Origin of the sequence: Kitasatospora sp. NPDC057223 (assembly GCF_042669755.1) — a bacterium.
Lineage (GTDB): Bacteria > Actinomycetota > Actinomycetes > Streptomycetales > Streptomycetaceae > Kitasatospora.
In genome coordinates, this window is sequence record NZ_JBHUWW010000059.1 from 21,127 (window position 1) to 38,852 (window position 17,726).

At 70.7% G+C, this 17,726-nt stretch carries 13 protein-coding genes; 5 read left to right on the plus strand and 8 right to left on the minus strand.

Annotation, left to right across the window (positions count from 1 at the left end; translation table 11 throughout):
* On the plus strand, window positions 1-1,548 hold a 1,548-nt coding region (locus ACFUK0_RS21245; RefSeq protein ID WP_380252432.1), incomplete at its 5' end, for a carbohydrate binding domain-containing protein.
* A gap of 409 nt (window positions 1,549-1,957) precedes the next feature.
* Here the strand turns inward: ACFUK0_RS21245 and ACFUK0_RS21250 are convergent.
* The 4 genes from ACFUK0_RS21250 to ACFUK0_RS21265 all read right to left on the minus strand — a co-directional run bounded on the left by ACFUK0_RS21250 (window position 1,958) and on the right by ACFUK0_RS21265 (window position 8,177).
* Complete coding sequence (locus ACFUK0_RS21250) at window positions 1,958-3,730, minus strand: ABC transporter ATP-binding protein (protein WP_380252434.1); 1,773 nt, start codon at window positions 3,728-3,730, stop codon at window positions 1,958-1,960.
* Entirely contained in the window at window positions 3,727-5,562 is a 1,836-nt protein-coding gene (locus ACFUK0_RS21255; RefSeq protein ID WP_380252436.1) for an ABC transporter ATP-binding protein, read from the minus strand. Before ACFUK0_RS21255 ends, ACFUK0_RS21250 begins: the two co-directional genes overlap by 4 nt.
* A gap of 305 nt (window positions 5,563-5,867) precedes the next feature.
* The gene (locus tag ACFUK0_RS21260) at window positions 5,868-6,710 is read right to left on the minus strand and encodes an alpha/beta fold hydrolase (protein ID WP_380252438.1); all 843 of its coding nucleotides are present in this window, start codon (window positions 6,708-6,710) and stop codon (window positions 5,868-5,870) included.
* 60 nt (window positions 6,711-6,770) lie between these two features.
* On the minus strand, window positions 6,771-8,177 hold the full coding sequence (locus ACFUK0_RS21265) for an MFS transporter (protein ID WP_380252474.1): 1,407 nt from the start codon (window positions 8,175-8,177) through the stop codon (window positions 6,771-6,773).
* A 282-nt stretch (window positions 8,178-8,459) separates the two neighbouring features.
* Between ACFUK0_RS21265 and ACFUK0_RS21270 the strand changes: the two genes are divergently transcribed.
* Complete coding sequence (locus ACFUK0_RS21270; RefSeq protein ID WP_380252440.1) at window positions 8,460-8,912, plus strand: MarR family winged helix-turn-helix transcriptional regulator; 453 nt, start codon at window positions 8,460-8,462, stop codon at window positions 8,910-8,912.
* Between the two features lie 105 nt (window positions 8,913-9,017).
* Here ACFUK0_RS21270 and ACFUK0_RS21275 read toward each other — a convergent pair whose 3' ends face one another.
* The 3 genes from ACFUK0_RS21275 to ACFUK0_RS21285 all read right to left on the minus strand — a co-directional run bounded on the left by ACFUK0_RS21275 (window position 9,018) and on the right by ACFUK0_RS21285 (window position 11,259).
* Window positions 9,018-9,323 (minus strand): hypothetical protein, encoded by a 306-nt coding sequence (locus ACFUK0_RS21275; RefSeq protein WP_380252442.1) that lies wholly within the window; start codon window positions 9,321-9,323, stop codon window positions 9,018-9,020.
* Between the two features lie 35 nt (window positions 9,324-9,358).
* Window positions 9,359-10,099, minus strand: a complete 741-nt coding sequence (locus tag ACFUK0_RS21280) for a Type 1 glutamine amidotransferase-like domain-containing protein (protein WP_380252444.1) — start codon at window positions 10,097-10,099, stop codon at window positions 9,359-9,361.
* 290 nt (window positions 10,100-10,389) lie between these two features.
* Window positions 10,390-11,259, minus strand: coding sequence for a GyrI-like domain-containing protein (locus ACFUK0_RS21285; protein WP_380252476.1), 870 nt, complete (start codon window positions 11,257-11,259; stop codon window positions 10,390-10,392).
* 445 nt (window positions 11,260-11,704) lie between these two features.
* On the opposite strand from ACFUK0_RS21285, the gene ACFUK0_RS21290 reads away from it, so the two are divergent.
* Window positions 11,705-12,154 (plus strand): hypothetical protein, encoded by a 450-nt coding sequence (locus tag ACFUK0_RS21290; RefSeq protein ID WP_380252446.1) that lies wholly within the window; start codon window positions 11,705-11,707, stop codon window positions 12,152-12,154.
* A gap of 589 nt (window positions 12,155-12,743) precedes the next feature.
* Here the strand turns inward: ACFUK0_RS21290 and ACFUK0_RS21295 are convergent.
* Complete coding sequence (locus ACFUK0_RS21295) at window positions 12,744-14,306, minus strand: polysaccharide lyase family 1 protein (RefSeq protein ID WP_380252448.1); 1,563 nt, start codon at window positions 14,304-14,306, stop codon at window positions 12,744-12,746.
* Between the two features lie 951 nt (window positions 14,307-15,257).
* On the opposite strand from ACFUK0_RS21295, the gene ACFUK0_RS21300 reads away from it, so the two are divergent.
* Both ACFUK0_RS21300 and ACFUK0_RS21305 read left to right on the plus strand, forming a co-directional pair.
* Window positions 15,258-16,781 carry a sodium:solute symporter family protein gene (locus tag ACFUK0_RS21300; protein WP_380252450.1) on the plus strand — a complete coding sequence of 508 codons (1,524 nt, stop codon included), beginning with the start codon at window positions 15,258-15,260 and terminating at the stop codon, window positions 16,779-16,781.
* A gap of 479 nt (window positions 16,782-17,260) precedes the next feature.
* The gene (locus ACFUK0_RS21305) at window positions 17,261-17,716 is read left to right on the plus strand and encodes a hypothetical protein (protein ID WP_380252452.1); all 456 of its coding nucleotides are present in this window, start codon (window positions 17,261-17,263) and stop codon (window positions 17,714-17,716) included.
* Window positions 17,717-17,726: the final 10 nt, after the last annotated feature.

Sequence of the window (17,726 nt, forward strand, 5' to 3'; positions counted from 1 at the left end):
GTGCCCGGTGTCGCGATGACCGCGGCCTGCACCGGCTGGGTGAAGAAGACCGTCGACCTGGGCACGGCCACCGGCCTGGCCGCGACGTTCAACAACGGCTCCGGTACCTGGGACAACAACAGTGGCCGCAACTACGCCCTGGGCACCGGCAACATCACCGTCAAGGACGGCGTCGTCGGCAGCGGCGACCCCTGCCTCCCCGCTCCCCCCACGACCGTGTTCTACAGCACCAACAAGAACTGGGCCGCCTACAACCTGCACTACGCCCCGACCGGTGGTGCCTGGACGACGGTGCCCGGTGTCGCGATGACCGCGGCCTGCACCGGCTGGGTGAAGAAGACCGTCGACCTGGGCACGGCCACCGGCCTGGCCGCGACGTTCAACAACGGTTCCGGCACCTGGGACAACAACAGTGGCCGCAACTACGCCCTGGGCACCGGCAACATCACCGTCAAGGACGGCGTCGTCGGCAGCGGCGACCCCTGCCCCGCACCCACTCCGACCGCGACCCCGACCCCGACGGTGACGCCCACGGTGACCCCCACCGCGACGCCCACCGTGACCCCGACCACCACGCCGACGGCGACCCCGACCGCGACCACCACGCCGGACCCGGGCCCCGCTGCCGGCGGACCGTACTACGCCACCAACCCCGGCGGACAGCTCGGCAAGGCGGCGACCATCACGGTGGACGGCAAGCCCACCGAGTGGACCAAGGACATGATCGTGGCCCAGGGAGTCGCCAACGACGACCCCCGCATCTTCCGCGGCAGCCACGAGGGACCGGTCTACGACCTGTACTCCCTCTCCGCGGGCTGGGACGACGCCAACCTGTACCTGATGTGGCAGTTCACCAACGTCACGGACGTGACCGACCCCGCCCAGGGGTACCCCATCAGTGACAACGGCAAGCCCTACCAGGGCGACATCCCCCAGTCCATCGCCCTGGACGTCGACCCGGCCAAGGGCAGCAACGGCCTGGTCGGGGGCAGCGTGAGCGGCCCCTGGGGCCTGCGCACCTCCTTCGCCCGCAACGAGGTCGACCACATCGCCAACTTCTCCAGCAAGCCCGGGGTCGGCCAGCCCGCGCTCTTCAGCCTGAACTCGGCCGGCGCCTTCGACTACGATCCCGCCAACGTCCAGCAGTTCGCGGCCGCGGGCATCTCCTACAAGTACGCCGACGGCCTGGCCGCCAGCGAGGTCACCGGCATCAAGGCCACCGGCAACGCCGGCTACGTGCCCGCCAACCTGGCCGACGCCTCCCGCTACCAGAACCTGCTCGCGGCGGGCCACAGCCCGGCCCAGGACACCACCTACGAGATGAAGATCCCGCTCCAGTCGCTCGGCATCGACCGGGCCACCCTGGAGAGCCGGGGCCTGGGCATCATGCTCATCTCCACCTTCGGCCAGTCGGCCATCGGCTCCCTGCCCCAGGACCCGACCGTCCTCGACACCGCGACCGAGCCGTACGGCCCGGACAGCTCCACCTCCCACGAGAAGGACGACTACGACACCTTCCGGGTGCCTTTCGCCCGCATCGGACACTGACCACCGGGCCCGCCCGGAGGTAGCCTCCAGCTCCTGAGCTGAACGGCGGAAGTGCCTTCTGACCTGGGACGACAGAGCTTGACCAAGCTTCTGTCGTTCCAGCAGGAGGCACTTCCGCGTACACACGCCACACGGGTCTCCCGGCGGCGGCCGCCGTGCCCGTCCCGTTGGCGGAGACGATCGCGGCGTGAGCGTAGCCCTGGGAGACATGGTTCGCGGTCGAGGCCGGAGACCGGCTCCACGCGCTGCGCCGGGTCGACCCGTGGGCTGCGGGGAGATATCTGACCTGCACGACAACACGGCGTTCGGCGGGATCCCGGAGGACCTCGCCCGGTGGTCCGTGGTCCGTGGTCCGTGGTCCGTCGTCCCTGGTCTCTGGTCGGTGGCGCTCTCCGGATTCCGGCCGAGGTCAGACGAAGTACCGGGCCTGCAGCCGGTACAGCTCGGCGTAGAGTCCGTCGGCCCGGCTCAGCGAGTCGTGGGTGCCGACCTCGGCGACCCGGCCGCCGTCCAGGACGACGATGAGATCAGCTGCCCGGGCGGTCGTGAGGCGGTGCGTGACCAGGAGGGTCACGCCGCCCTCCAGACGGTTCAGATCGGCGTACTGCTGGAACAGCCATTCCTCGGCCCGTGCGTCGAGACTGGCGGTGGGTTCGTCCAGGATGCGCAGCAGCGGTGCCTGCCGCATGGCCGCCCGGGCGTTGGCGACCGTCTGCCACTGGCCGCCCGACAGTCCCTCGCCGTCCCACGATTCTCGCCCGAGCCGCGTTTCCAGCCCGTCGGGCAGTGCGGCGAGGAGCTTCTCGCCGCCGGCTGTCCGCAGTGCTTCGAGGATCCGCTGCGGGTCGTCACGGTGGTCGAGCTGCCCCAGTCCGATCGTGTCCCCGAGGGACATCTCGATGTGCACCGGGTCCTGGAAGGCCGCCGTGATCCGGGAGCGCCAGTCCTCCGGCGCGAACCGCGCGAGATCGGTGCCGTCCACCAGGATGCGTCCTTCGCCGGGCCGGTAGAGACCGCTGAGCACCTGGACGAACGTCGACTTGCCCGCGCCGTTCTCGCCGACCAGGGCCACCACGGCGCCGGCCGGGAGTTCGAGGTCGATGCCGTTCAGCGTGGGCTTCTCGCGGTTCCAGTAGCGGAAGCCGAGACCCTGCACCACGATGCCGCCGTTCAGCCGGGCCGGCACCTGCACCGTGGCGGCCGGCAGGACGGCGGCCCGTTCCGCGGCGGCCTCCTGGACGACGTCGAGGAACGCCCGGGTCGCCCGAAGCGACTCCAGGGTCCAGAAGGTCAGGTTCAACAGGCTCTGCACCTGCCCGGTGATCTGGCTGGCGACGGCGACGGCCGTGACGACGATGCCCGGCGAGGCGTCGCCGGCCAGCCCGGTCCGCACCATCAGGACGATGGCGGCCGCGTACGCCAGTACGAAGAGGAACCAGGCCAGTGCGACCGGTACCCGGGACAGCAGGTCGGTCCGGGCGATGTCCCGGCCGGCGGAGTCCCACTCCGCGCGGTGCCTGCGCCGCAGTTCGCCCGCCAGGCCGAAGAGGCGGGTCTCGCGCCCGGGTGCGGCCGTGGTGGCGAGCGTGAACAGGTGGCCGGCCAGCCGGATGCGCGGCCTTGCGCGTTCCATCGCCCCACCGCGCCTCCGGTCCGCCGCCCGGGTGGCCAGCACCGTCGGGACGGCGAAGAGCGGGAGTACGGCGAGGACGGGAGAGACCCGGGCCATCAGCACGGCCGAGGCCGTCAGGGCCAGCGCGGCTCCGGCCAGCCACAGCAGACGGTCGAAGGCCGGCCCGATGTCGCCCCGCCCGCCGCGGACCGCCGCCGCCCTGTCGGACCGGCTCGCACGCTCGTGGATCTCCAGCGTCGGCGTCGTGCCCACCACGTCGATGAACCGGCGCTCGACTTCGTGCTGGATCTCCTCCTGCAGGCGAAGCCGGGTGAAGTAGCCGGCGATGAAGGTGCCCTGGGTGAGCATCACGAAGGCCGCGACCCACAGCGCGAGCACTGTCACGCCACCGGTCGAATGCCGGCCCGCCGCGTCGCTGAGCAGTCCGAGCAGGAGCGCGAGGCCGACCCCGGTGGCCTGTTCGAGAATCGCCACCGCCACCACGAGCAGGGACCGGACGCGGTCGGTCCGGGGGCCGATCGTGATGACGAAGCGCAGGGCGCTGATCAAGACGGTGCCTCCTCGAAACGCTTTGCCTGCAAGCGGAACAGCTCGGCGTACCGGCCGTCGGCAGTGATCAGCTCCTGGTGCGTGCCGTCCTCGACGATCCGGCCGTGATCCAGCACGACCACGCGCTCCGCCTTGCGCACGGTCGCGAACCGGTGCGAGATGGCGATGGTGGTCGCACCTGCGGTGAGCTCGTGGAACGCGTCGTAGAGCTGGGCCTCGGCACGGGCGTCCAGGCTCGCGGCCGGCTCGTCCATGATCAGGACCTGCGCGCCGTGCCGCAGGCCGAACAGGGCCCGGGCGATGGCGATGCGCTGCCACTCGCCGCCCGACGCGTCGACCCCGCCCGCGTACCCGCCGGACAGCACCGTGTCCCAGCCGTGCGGAAGGCCCTCGATGAACTTCAGCAGCCCTACCCGGTGCGCCACCTCGCGCAGGCCGTCCTCGTCGTCCGCCCGGTCGAGGGAGCCGAAGGCGATGTTGTCCCGCACCGTCAGCTCGTAGCGGCCGAAGTCCTGGAAGACGGCGACGACCTGGCGCTGCCAGCTCCGGCGGTTGGTGTCCCCGATCGGGGTGCCCCCGACGCGCACGGCGCCCCCGCTCGGAGTGTCCAGGCCGGCGATGAGCCGGGCCAGTGTGGTCTTGCCGGCGCCGTTGAGACCGACGACGGCGAGCGACTGACCCGCGGGAACGGTGAGGTCGATGCCGTGCAGGACCTCGTCGCCGGTGCCGCCGTAGCGGAAGCGCAGGCCCGCGCAGGAGATGGCCGCGACCGGCGCCCGCCAGGCCTCCTCGCCCGGCCCGACGGGCGTCGCCACCACCGGGAAGGCGAACGCCTCGGCGGCGGCCTTCGAGCCGAAACCCATGCGGAGGTCGTCGTCGTCCGCCCGGAGTGTCTGCAGGAGCGCCTGGACGGCCAGGCCGCCGATCGCCAGATCACCCACCGTCGTACTTCCGGAGGCGGCCCGGTACGCCAGGTAGTAGAAGGCCGAGGCGACGGTGACGCCGGTGACCGCGACCACCACGACGACGAACAGGTCGTGATCGCGCCGGCGCCGCCAGACCTCCGTCATGTTCGCCTGCCACTGCGACCGGTACGCATCGCGGAAGTGGGCGGCGAGGCCGAAGAGGCGTACCTCCCGGGCCGCGCCCGGCGTGGTCGGCACGTCGCGCAGGTAGGACGTGCGGCGGAGCTTCGTCGTCTGGTTCACGGTCTCGACGACGGCTGCCCGGTAGTTCCGGACCAGCCGGGAGTGGATCACGACGAAGACGGCGAGGACGATCAGTCCCAGCCCCCGGGTGACTCCGGTGAGCAGTACCGCGGAGCCGATGCTGGTCACCCACAGCGAGGCCCTGGTGGAGAAACCGAAGACGGCTTCCCCGGGAGGCATGTCGATGGTTCCGTCGCCCCGGGCCCGGCCGATCCGGCCGAGGTAGGCCGGGTCCTCCAGGTGGCCGACGGTCGCCGGCTCGGAGGCGGCCGTCATCACCCGCTCGCTGAGCCGGCCGGTGACCCGGCGGCCGAGGGCCCGGCCCAGAGCCGTCCGCGCCGACTCGGCGAGGTGGGTGAGGAGGAAGAGCACGGCGACGAGGGCCACCCACCGGTAGCACTCCCGTGCCGCCGGGGTGCCCGGGCCGTGGCCGATCGCCGCGGTCAGCCCGTCCACCAGCTCGCCGACCGCGACCGTGATGCCGACCGGGGCCGCGCCGGCGAGGACGGCGGTGATCGCGGTCAGGGTGGCCACGGCCGGCGCCTGGGAGAAGGAGTATCCGACCAGCGCGGGTATCACCCACCGCTTCGTCGGGAGCGGCACCGGACCCGCATCCGCGGTCATGCCGTCTCCTCGACGTGCGGATCGCGGGCGCCGGTGCCCCGGGCCTGGGTGCCTGACATCGTTCCTCCTGGTCGACCGCCGGTGCTTCCGCCACGGCCGCTCCAGGGGAACTCCCGGCCGGTGCGCGACGACAGCGCGGTGGGACCCGATCCGGCCGGTGGGGCGACGAGCGCCTGAATGGTGACACCGTTGTCCGCCGCACCGCCAGGCAATTAACCCCGATTCCGCATGAGGGCAGGTCAGTTGCCGGGCGAGCCCGGTCGCGCTGTGCCCGCTCCCGCTGCTGCGCCGCCCGCCCCGTCGGGTCACGCGCGGTGGGTGTGCTGCTGCCTGTCGAGGAAGCCGGCGATGGTGTCCGCGAAGAGCACCGGGTTCTCGAACGGCAGGGCGTGGCCGCCCCGGACTTCGACGTACTCGGCGCCGGTGATTCCGGCGGCGAGGGCCCGCTGGTGGGCGATGGGGACGATCTGGTCGTCGGTACTGGCGATGACCAGGGTGGGGGCCTGCACGGCGGGGAGCAGGGCGGAGATGTCGACCCGGGCGTCGAGGTCCACCTGCCGGTCGATCCGCTCGTCCAGCATCGCGGTGAAACCCTCGGCGGCCGCCCGGAGGCCGTCCGTGTCGAGCGAGGCCAGAGCTTCCTGGCTGAAGACGGTGAGCTGGAGGAGGCGGGCGAGCAGGTCCTTGTCGGTGCGGAGGAGCCGGCCCCAGAGGTCGAACTGGAAGGCGGAGCGCGGGTCGGTGGTGACCCAGCCGCCGTGGGTGACGAGCGAGCGGGCCGCCTCCGGGCGCCGGGCGGCGACGGCGGTGCCCACGACCGCGCCGAGCGAGTGTCCGACGATGTGGTAGTCGGTCAGGCCGGCGGCCCCGGCGGCGGCGATCGCCTGGCCCGCCAGGTCGTCGACGGTCAGCGGGGCACCGCTGTCGGTGGTCGCGCCGGCACCGGAGAGGTTCACCGCGACGACGGTGAAGCGGTCGGCGATCGCCTCCGTCAGCGGCGCCCAGTTGGTGAGCGCGTCGGCGCCGGTGCCGTGGACGAGGAGCACTCCGGGCCCGGTGCCGGAGACCAGGTACTCGACGGTGCTGGGGCCCGAGCCGAGGGTGGTGGTGACGGTCCCGGTGACGGGGGTGGCGGTGGCGACGGTCATGGCTGATCGAACCTTTCGGAGGCGGGTCGGGTGGTCTTGCGAGAGTGGGGGCGCAGTTGGTCAGCGGTGCGGAGCGGCGGGCGGGCCGGAGGCAGGGCGCAGGAAGACGGCGATCAGGAGGGCCCCGACCGCGACGATCCCGGCATCGGCCAGGAGCGCGAGGCGCACGCCCCCGAGCACGGCCTCGCCCGCCGTGTGGGTGGCGGCCTGCGAGTGGATGCGGGCGGTGGCGACGGCGCTCATGAGCGGGGTGCCGATCGCGATGGCGACCTGCTGGGTCAGCGCGGTGAGCCCTGTGGCGAGCCCCTGCTCGCTGTCGGGGAGGCCGGAGGTGGCGGTCACCAGGTAGCCGACGATCGCGCAGAGGTGGCCGAAGCCGCCGACGGCCAGGGCGGCGAGGACGAGCAGCAGACCAGCCTGCTCCTGGCCGGCCAGGAGCAGGACGACGGTCGCGCCGCACTGTACGACGAGGGCCGCGAGAAGAGTGGACCGGCTGCCCCGGCGGGCGATCAGCCGGGGCGCGCAGAGGCCGCCGAGGAAGGCGGCGATGCCCAGGGCGGCGAAGGAGACGCCGGTGGCGAGCGGCGAGAAGCCGAGTACCTGCTGCAGGTAGAGGGTCATCAGGAAGACGGCCGCACTCTCCATCGAGAAGGTGACGAAGCCGCCGAAGTTGCCCCAGACGACCGTGGGCCTGCGCAGGATCCTGACCGGGGCCAGCGGGGCCGCGGCCCGCAGTTCGATCTGCCAGAAGAGTGTCAGCAGGGCCGCCCCGGCGGCCATCGCGACGAGCGCGGTCGGGTCCGTCCAACTCCGGTGTCCGGCCGCCGACACCCCGTAGACCAGCGCGATGAGTCCGGCGCTGACCGTGATCGCGCCGGGAACGTCCAGCCTGCTGCCCCGGACTCCACGGCTCTCGCCGATCAGCAGCGGAGTGAGGCAGAGTATCGCCAGCCCCACCGGGAGGTTGATCAGGAACGCCCAGCGCCAGCTCAGCAGGTCGGCGAGCAGGCCGCCGAGGACCGCGCCGATGGTGAAACCGGTCGAGAGCAGCGCCCCGTTGAGCCCGAGCGCCCTGGCGCGGAGCGGCCCCTCGGGGAACGCGGTGGTCAGAAGGGAGAGCGCGGCGGGGGCCGCCATCGCGGTGGCCAGGCCCTGCAGCACCCGCGCGGCGATGAGGATCTGCGGGGAGCCGGCGAGTCCGCCGAGCAGGGAGGCGGCTGTGAGCAGGCCGATACCGGCCAGGAAGATCCGGCGTCGGCCGACGAGGTCGGCGACCCGGCCGAAGAGGAGGGTGAATCCGGCCGCTGTGACGGCGAACGCGGTGGCGATCCACTGCAGGCTGTCCAGGGTGAAGCCCAGTCCGGCCCCGATCACCGGGATGGCGACGTTCAGGATCGAGAAGTCGACGGCGAGCATGAACTGCGAACCGAGCAGGAGCAGCAGGATCCCGCGCTGCCGCCGTGCCATCCGCACCCGGGCCCGCCCGGTGCCGACCGCTCTCCCGCCGACGTCGTCGTGCTCCGTCACTGCGGCTTCTGTCGTTGCGGGCACGAGAGCCCCCTCCCCGGTTCCGTCGCGGCCGCCCGCCCGTCGGTCCGTGCGGACCTGCGACGGCGCGCGGTGTCGCGGCCCTCGACGACGGTCTCCCCGTCGCCACGGCACAGACAATAGTCAGAGCTCTTACATCTGTACAAGCCTTGATGATTGTCAGGGCACGTCTAAAAATCCGAGGCGGGATAACATCCGGGTATGCGAATGCCAGCGGATGAGCGCCTCGGGTACCACGTCAAGCGGGTGGAGCAGGAGCTGATGGCCCTCAAACACGCCGCACTCAAGCCCAGCGGGCTGACCGTGCCGCAGTACAGCGCGCTGCTCCTGCTCGACGGCCAGGCCGGAATCTCGGGCGCCGCACTGGCCCGGGGCTGCATGGTCACCCCGCAGACGATGAGCACCATCCTCACCAACCTGGAGACGAAGGGCCTGGTCGAACGCACCTCGCACCCCTGGCACCGCAACGTCCTGGAGACCCGGCTGACCGAGGAGGGCAAGAAGACCCTCGACCTGGCCGACGCCGCCGCCACCGCGATCGAACAGCAACTCGTCGCAGAGTTCGACGAGGCCGAACGCGCACAACTGGTCGCCCTGCTCGCCCGCTGCTCCACGGTGCTCACCTCCAAGGACGCCCGGCCGGCGACATCCTGACCCGGGCCCGCCGCTGAAGGCCCTGACCAACGTCGCGCGGTCGGCCCGCAGGCGGCGTTCACTGCGCGCCTGAACGGCGTCAGCGGGGCCCCGGGCGGTCGTGGATCAGCAGTAGTCGTCGGCCTGCACGGCCGGTCGCGCGATTTCCAGAGCGTCGGCCCGCCTTTCGAGGTCCCCGGCGGTGTGGTCCCAGTCGGGGCCGTGCAGCCGGAGACTGCTCGCCGCCTCACGCATCAGCGCCGGATCGTCGGGCCGCTGGAGGAGCACCAGCCGGTAGGCGAGGTTGCGGATCCATACCGGCAGACAGCCGTCGGCCGGGTACGGGCACAGCTCACGCAACATGCCGAGGATCTCGTCCGGGTGGGCGAAGGTCAGTTCTGCGGCCGAGGAGTGGTGCAGCTGCTCCAACACCGGCAGGGAGTCGCCCGAGGACAGGGATCACCGGTTCACGCGGGCGCAGAGGGCTGGTGCGCCGCGGCGAGCAGACGGCATGGCAGGGCTTGTTCCTCGACCGAGTCGTTCCCGTCCGGTGCCATCCGGTACAGACGGGCCTGCGGTGTACGAGTCACCGAGTCCGTCAGCCGACCGTTGGTGAAGAGTGCGCCGACGCCGTCCTCCACAGCCCAGCCGGCCGGGAGTGCGCGGGTTGCCACGGCCGCCCGGTAGGACGATCGACGGCCCGACTCGCTGTCGTAGTGGGGGCAGACCGATCCCGGCAGGAGGCTCAATCCGTCGGGGAGGTGGGTCAGCGGTCCGAAGGAGTCGGTGTGCGAGCCCTCGGCCCAGCAGTTGGCGCCTGCGCTGATTCCGCACAACAGGGTGCCCCGGTCGAAGGCCTCGCGCAGTAGTCGGTCCACACCGTGCGCACGCCAGACCGCCAGCAGGTTTGCGGTGTTGCCCCCGCCTACGTAGACGACGTCCTGGGAGAGCAGGAAACTTCGGAGGGCATCGTCATCGAGCTCCCGCCGGAACAGGTGCAGGACACCGGGCTCGCACGGACGTGACCGGAACGCCGCGAGGAACCGCTCCACGTAGGCGGGAGCGTCACCACTGGCTGTCGGAACGAAGCACACCTTGGGCCGAGGAGTGCGTACCTGGTCGAGCACCCAGTCGTCGAGGAGGCCGTCGTCCTCGGTGGAGAAGCCGCCACCGAGGAGGGCCAGACGACGTTCCGGAACGACAGCCACGAGGGTGCCTCCTCGGTTCAGGACCCGGACACGGGCGATGCCTCGAACAGTGCCAAGCCATCGGCTACGTCCGCAACCGAATAGACCCTCCGTCGGAGCGGGCGGCGGGCCGCCTGCCAGCTTCGTCGTCACGCTGCCGCGCCGGGCCCCTGCGGCTTCGCCGTCACGTTTCTGCGGCCGCCACTCCGACCAGTTTCACCAGGAACCGGTCCACCTGTTCGTCGAGCGGGGGCCAGGCCAGGTCGAACGGGCCGCTCGGCGGACTGGGTCGGCCGTGTGAGCGCAGTCCGTCATGCCGGTTCGACGGGTAGCCACAGTTCGCAGGTCGCGGTGCTGAAGTCGTCCGCGCGGTCGAGGACCGCGACGATCGAGGGGCCAGGACGCAGACGCCACGGGTTGGAGGGAAACCACTGCGTCGCGGTCGCGGCCCAGGTCGTCTGCAGGGCCTGCGGATGCGGTCCGTCGGTGCGGAACACCGCCCACCGGCCGGGCGGTACCTCGATGGCGTCGAGATCGTCGGGGGCCGGGGCATCCCGGGAGACCGCGACCCCGTGCAGGTAGGTGAGTTCGCTCCCCTCCGTTCCGTCCGGGTCCAGGTCGTCGCAGACCTGCAGCAGGCCCCCCGGTTCGGTGCCGCTGAGGGCCTTCAGCCGTAGATGCTCCTCCTGCGGCAGCGCGGCGATGTGCTGCTGGATGTGCGGGTTGACGCCGTGGTGGATGAGCGGAACCCGGGCGGCGTGTCCGACCAGGCGGAACGCGGGGCGGTCGACGAGGCGGGTGTCCATGGGGGTGCTCCCTTCTACGGTCAGGCGGATCCTGAGCCGTGGTTGTGTGCGCAGGGGGCCTCCGTCGCGGCGCACGTCACGGGGGCCGGCGCCGTGGACGGCGCGGAATGCGCGCCCGAACGCCTCGGTCGAGCCGTATCCGTACCGGACGGCGATGCTCAGCAGATCGCCCTCGCCGCGGATGACGTCGGCAGTGGCGACGGTCATGCGGCGCCGGCGCACGTACTCCGACAGCGGCATGCCGGCCAACGACGAGAACATCCGGCGCAGGTGGTATTCGGTCGTGCCGAGCTCCCCTGCCAGTGCGTTGATGTCGAGCTCCCCGGCGAGATGCTCCTCGACGAGATCGACAAGCCGGTTGAGTGCCGAGATCACAAGGCCTCCTTTCGCTGTCAACCATGCCGGAACCACGCCGGCCGTACCCGACCGCTGCGGTCCGATGCGGTCAGGTTCCCGGACGGACACGGAACCGACGCACCCACTCGTGCCGCCTGACAGGCGCCAGCTTCAAGGCCGGCGCGTTCCTGAACCCTGCCGACGCAACTCCATGGACGAAGCGCCGTCGGTATGACGGCGCTTCTCACGTCGCGTCGACGGTGCTTCCCGATCCTGACGATGACGGATCCGCGGGAGTTCTGCACGGGGTGGTGACGAGTTCGTTCGGGCGGCAGGTGTTGAATTGCTGCCGGCGGGGCTCCGCTGGGATCCGAGGGCTCCCGTGCGACGTGCCGACCCGGACTCGCAGGCACGGCGGTCGGCCTGTGCGGTGAAATGAGTCCGACCGGGCCATGGGGTCCCACGATCGGACTGGAGTGCTTGAGTGGGGACGATTCTCAAGGGCGTACACCGCGTGCGCTGGCACGAGTTGCAGCATGCCTACGGATCTGCGACCGGCGTTCCCGGCTTGCTGTCGCGGATTGCCTGGGGCGACGCCCGTACGAGTGAGGCGGCACTGAGCGATCTCGCCCTGTGGGTCGGTGAGTTGGCCGTCTTCGACGCGACTGTCGCCACCGTCCCCTTCCTGTGGGACCTCGCGGTCACCGAGACCGTGAAGCCCCGGGCCGGGGTGATCGAGTTGCTGCGGACGATCCTCGAACGCGGCAACCCGCCGCAGCCGAGGGTACAACTGGCCGCTCACCAGGCGGTGCTGGGCCGCCGGGCGACAGCGGGCCAGCTCGCCCACGCCAGTGATCCTGCGGTGCGGGCAGCAGCTCGGGACCTGTTGGCTGCGATCGACGGTCATCCGGGTGAGTCCTGCTGCCGGGTCTGATACGACGGCCTTTCCTGCCGCTCCCTGCCGCTCCACGGCCTGACCGGCCGAGAACGGTTTTCTCGGCACGCGCGCGGGTGCTGGGAGGCGGTGGAGGACAGACCCACGGTCCTGCGGCCTCGGCCCCGCCCGGGATTCGACACGGTGAGGGCGGTGGCCCGTGATGTGCCGCTGACCCAACGCGCAGCAGGAGCTGCGGTCCGCGAAATGCCCTGGTGCGAAAGCCTCTTGACCTGCTGAGATACGAGAACGAGCCTGCCGGACCGAAGTCGACGAGCACCTGGAGGAGCACCAGGCCGCCTGCATGACCGCGGCCCGTGAGAGCCTCGCCCGTCCGCTGAGGCCGAGCAGCCCGTCAGGCCATCGAGCAGATGCCGGGAGTCCGCGCGAGCGGTCCGATCCCCGATCCCGCTCGCCGGACGTGCGGTTGTCGAGTCGGCTGCGCCCGTCGCAGCGTAGGCCGGAAGCCCTGGCAGTGGAGCTACCAGGACCTCCGGCCGTTCTGCGATCCACCCGCAGCGGCCGTGGCCGTTGCTTCTGGCACGGCGGGTTCGGACGATGCACGGTCCCGGGCGGCGGGACCGTGCCGCTAGCCCGCGTACGTCTCGAACTCGGCGATCTTCGGCGTTCCGGTCGAGCTGGTGATCTCGAAGGTGATCTTGCTCAGCGAGGTGCGGGGGACGGCGATGGCGCCCGCACCGCTGCCGGACGTCAGGACCGCGCCGGTGTCACCGTTGAGGACCCTCCAGGAGCCGATGCTGCCTGCGGAGCCTGCTGCCTCCCGGATGATGATGCTCGCCACGGCGGTGGGGGAGGACCACTTGACCGAGACGGAACCGGTGGAGCCGGCCGGCGACCAGAAGGTGCTCAGGTTGCCGTCCTTCACGTTGCCGTAGCTCGTCCCGCTGGCCTTGCTGGAGCCGTCGGCACCGGCGCCGATGCTGAGGTTGGTGCCGCTGGGCTGGGTCGGGGAGGACGTGGGGGTGGTCGGGGTGGCGGTCGGGGTGGCGGTGGGGGTGGTCGGGTTCGGTGACGGCGTCTGCGGCGTGCAGTTGCCGTTCGACACCTTCAGTCCCTTGTTGGCCCCTGCGGTCTGGCTCACGATGTCCGGCACGCAGCCGGCCGCATCGAGGCTGAAGGAGTAGGGGATGCTGACCGTGGCGGTGGACTTCACGTCGGGACCGGCGGGGTTGTTGTCGGTGCCGGGGCTCGACCAGGTCACGTTGTCGAAGATGTTGCCGGCGACCTGCCAGTAGCCGGCTGCGCTGGTGTAGAAGGTGCCCAGGACGTCCTTGGAGTCCTTGAAGTAGTTGTTGTCCACCCTGGCGTGGGCTCCGGCCCGGGAGTTGATCCCGGACTCGTTGAGCTTCACGTAGTAGTTGTTGTAGATGTGGGCGGTGCCGCCACGCAGCAGGGGTGCGCGGGAGTCGATGTTCTCGTACAGGTTGTGGTGGAAGGTGATGTAGTTGTTCGAGAGCTCCGTCTCACTGGATCCGATGAGGCCGCCTCGGCCGGAGTTGCGCAGGGTGCTGTAGGACAGCGTCACGTACTGGGTGTTGTCCTTCATGTCGAAGAGCCCGTCGAATCCCGCCGACTCCCCGCCCGACGCCTCCAGGCTGGCGTGGTCGACCCAGATGTTGCGGACGTCGGTCTCCATGCCGATGGCGTCACCACCGTTGGAGATCGGCGAGCCCGACTTCTTGACGTTCTTGACGGTCACGTTCTGGATGATGATGTTGCTCGACTGGCGGATGTGGATGCCCAGTTGGTCGAAGACGGCGCCGCTGCCGACGCCGACGATCGTGACGTTGCTGATCTGCTTGAGCTCGATGACGCCCGCAGCGGTGTTGCAGCTGGCGCCCGACACCTTGTCGGTATTGGCGTGGTTGATGGTGCCCTCGACCTCGATCGTGATCGGGGTGCTGGCGCTGGCCCGGCCGCACAGGGCCGCATGGATCGCGGTCCCCGTGGTGGCACGCACGGTCTGCCCTCCCGCACCGCCGGTGGTCCCACCGTTCTGGGACGCGTAGCCGGTGGCGCTGCCGGTCACTGCTGCCGATGCCGAGGGCATCGCCACGACCGCACCGGTCGCGGCCGCCAGGGCGGTCGTGGCGAGTGCCGCACGGAGGCGCAGGGCGACTGGTCGTCTCATGTCCATCTCCCGATTCGTTGTCGAACTCTGGATGTTGGTGCTGCGTACCTACGCCGGCCCTGTCGACGGACCGTCGAAACTGCCGACCTACCGGTCTGCCTGTCTGTCGACTTGTCGACCTTCCGCCGGGCAGGCACTCGCAAGTCCCGTTGCGCGTGTCTGCCCCGGAGTGACCGGGTCGGGCTCTCCGTCGAGGCCCGGCTCCGCGAGGCCGCCGGTCATTGCAGCCGTCGCCGGTCACCGCGGCCGTCGCCGTTGCAACGGCGACGGATGGTGATGTGGGTCTTCGGCCGTTCCGTGGCGGGTCGACAACCTGCGTGAAGTCCCGCGCCGGCATCAGTCCATGCCGAGGTCGCGGTCGATGCCATGACGGCCGCATCAACCGGAACGAGGCTTGCGAGTGGGGGCAGCGCTTTCTGACCGCGAGAGTAGGGCCGCTTCTGACGGACTGACAAGGTTCTGGTCACATATGGGATCTGTACTGGTGTACCCCGGGTGACCTCAATGCGCTGATGAGATGCCACTTCAGCGAACTTCTTCTTGCAGTCGGATGCTTGGACAGCAAATCCTCTTGTCGGATGGGCATCCAGCAGCGAATTCGCCACAAGTGCACAGTCAAAGAAAGTTCACGATGACGAGTCAGGTTCATGGGTGTGAACAAAGACAGGCCTCCCCGCCGCTTCCGCGGGCGGGTCCTGCGGTCTGACGATCCGTTGGGCAGGGGGGCTTCGGTGCGGCCCGGCGCCCACGCCGAGAGGTCCCGGTGCCCCTTCGGCGCAGGATATTTCCGGCTGATTGACCTCATCCTGTCAGGACTGTGGACACCCGGGCGGGGAGTGGTTAGGTTCCGGGAATTCACATACGTCAATGCCGTCCATAGATATGAATCGCTGCAGAGGCGGCGCGGCCACGGCCCACCACAGGCCGTGAAGATCCTGGAGGCCGAACGACATGCACACCCTGGACTGGCTCGTTCTGGGCGGGTACTTCCTCGTCATGGTGGCCATCGGAGTCTGGTCCCACGCCCGCGTGGGCACCGTCGACGACTACTTCACCGCCGGCGGCAAGATGCCCTGGTGGCTGGCCGGCATCTCGCACCACATGTCCGGCTACAGCGCGATCATCTTCACGGGCTACGCCGGCATCTCCTACCGCTACGGCGCCACCTCATACTGGACGTGGGCCTTCCCGATCGCCCTCGGCGTCGGCGCCGGTGCGACCCTGTTCGCGCCACGGCTCAACCGGGTCCGCGCCCGGCTGCACCTCGTCTCCCCGCTGGAGTTCCTCGCCGTACGCTTCAACGTCCCCACCCAACAGGCGATCGCGTGGTCCGGCGGCCTGCTCAAGGTCGTCGATGTCGGCGCCAAGTGGGCCGCCATCTCCACCCTGCTGGCGACCTTCACCGGGCTCTCCATCATGCAGGGCATCGTCCTCACCGGCGCGATAACCGCCTTGTACTGCACGGTCGGTGGGCTCTGGGCCGACGCCCTCACCGAACTGGGGCAGTTCGTCATCCAGCTGATCGCCGGGCTGGTCATGCTGATCGCGGTCCTGGCCAAGATCGGCGGCATCTCCGGTTTCTGGACGGTCTGGGACAAGCTGCCCGCAGGCCACGCCGACCCCGTCGCCGGCCCCTACACCACGGGCTTCCTGCTCGCCTTCCTCCTCATCAAGTCGCTGGAGTACAACGGCGGCATGTGGAACCAGGCGCAGCGCTACATGGCCGCACCCGGCCCCGCCGAGGCCAAGCGGGCCGCCCGGCTCTCCGCGATCCTGTGGCTCGTCTGGCCTGCCGTCCTCTTCTTCCCGATGTGGGTCTCGCCGCTGCTGGTGCACGCCCAGCGCCCCGACGCCTCCGACTCCTACGCGCTGCTCGCCGAGTCGCTCATCCCGCACGGCCTGCTCGGGCTCGTGGTGGCCGGCTTCTTCTCCCACACCATGGCGATGTGCTCCTCGGACGCCAACGCCATCGCCGCAGTCTTCACCCGCGACGTCATCCCGGTCTTCTCCCGCACCGCCCGGGCGTGGAACGTACGGGCGGGGCTGCTTGCCGCCCGGATCGCCACCGTGACGTTCATCGGCCTGTCGATGGCGGTCGCCACCCAGGTCAACTCGCCGACGTTCCGGGACATCATCACCGTCGTCATCAAGTGGGTCGCCGGACTGATCGGGCCGATCTCCATCCCGCTGCTGCTCGGTACCCTGCCGTTCTTCCGCCGCTCCGGCCCGACCGCCGCGCTGACGTCCTGGTCGGTGGGCCTGTTCGCCTTCTGGCTCACCAACTACGGCATCTCGGGCCTGCCCACCTCCGTCTCCACCGCCACGCCGGTCCTGACCTCCCTCGTCCTGTTCACCCTGATCGGCTTCCTCCGCCCCGAGGACACCCCGGAACGACTCGCCGTCGTCGCCGCCGTCAACGACGACGACGCCCCGGCCCCGGTGCCCCGCCGCCTGGCCGTGCCCGCCGCCGAGTGATCCGCCGGTGGCCCGGGTCGTCCGTGGGACGGCCCGGGCCACCGGTAGGGCCTGCGGCGCCGTGCCGCAGCTGACGAACGGGGTGCGGGTAACGACCCGGTCGTCCGTGGAACGGGCCGGGTGGCAACCGCGGGCGGACCGCCACCAGGCACACGAGTACCGGATGGCTCGGACCGCATCGACGCTGGACACCGCCGGACCGGACGGCTCACCGGGCTCGGCCGGCGGCCCGACGACGCGGGCACGACCGCCGAGGATGCCGGGCCTTCGTGTGCGGGTGGCTGCTGGAGTTCGGGTCCTGGAACGACATCGACCACACGAGCCGGTACTCGCTCGCACACTTCCGATGAGCCGCCGCCAGGGGTTTACCGGCTGCGCGGGGAGGGGCAGGATCGCCCCGAGCGGGTGCGCGGCACCCGGGGGTGCTCCGAAGGTTCAGCGAAGGCGTCCGGGCCGGCGGGGTGAGGGGAGAGGTTTTCATGGATCCAGCCACGCTCGCGGCCGTCGTGGGGTCGTCGCTCGTCGGGGCGATGGCCACCGACGCCTGGGAGCACGCGCGTGACGGGGTGGTCGCCGTGTGGCGCCGGTTCCGTCCGGATCGTGCGGATCTGGTCGGCGAGGACCTGGCCGAGCTGCGGCGGGAGGTGCTGGTGGCGCAGGAGCAGGGCGACGAGGGCTTGCAGGACGCGCTCGCCGCGGACTGGCAGCAGCGGTTGTCCGAGTTGCTCCGCCGGCAGCCCGAGCTCGCGGGGGAGTTGGAGAGGGTGCTGGACGAGGTGCTCGCTCCGTCGCTGCCGGAGGAGGCCGTCGGCCGCGTCTACAAGCAGACGAACATCGCCCAGGGCAACGGGCGGGTCTTCGGGGTCCAGGGCGGGAACCTGATCTATCACGAGGGCAGGGAGCAGGGCGGCAGCCCGGCCCAGGCGGCCGACTGACGCCCGCGCC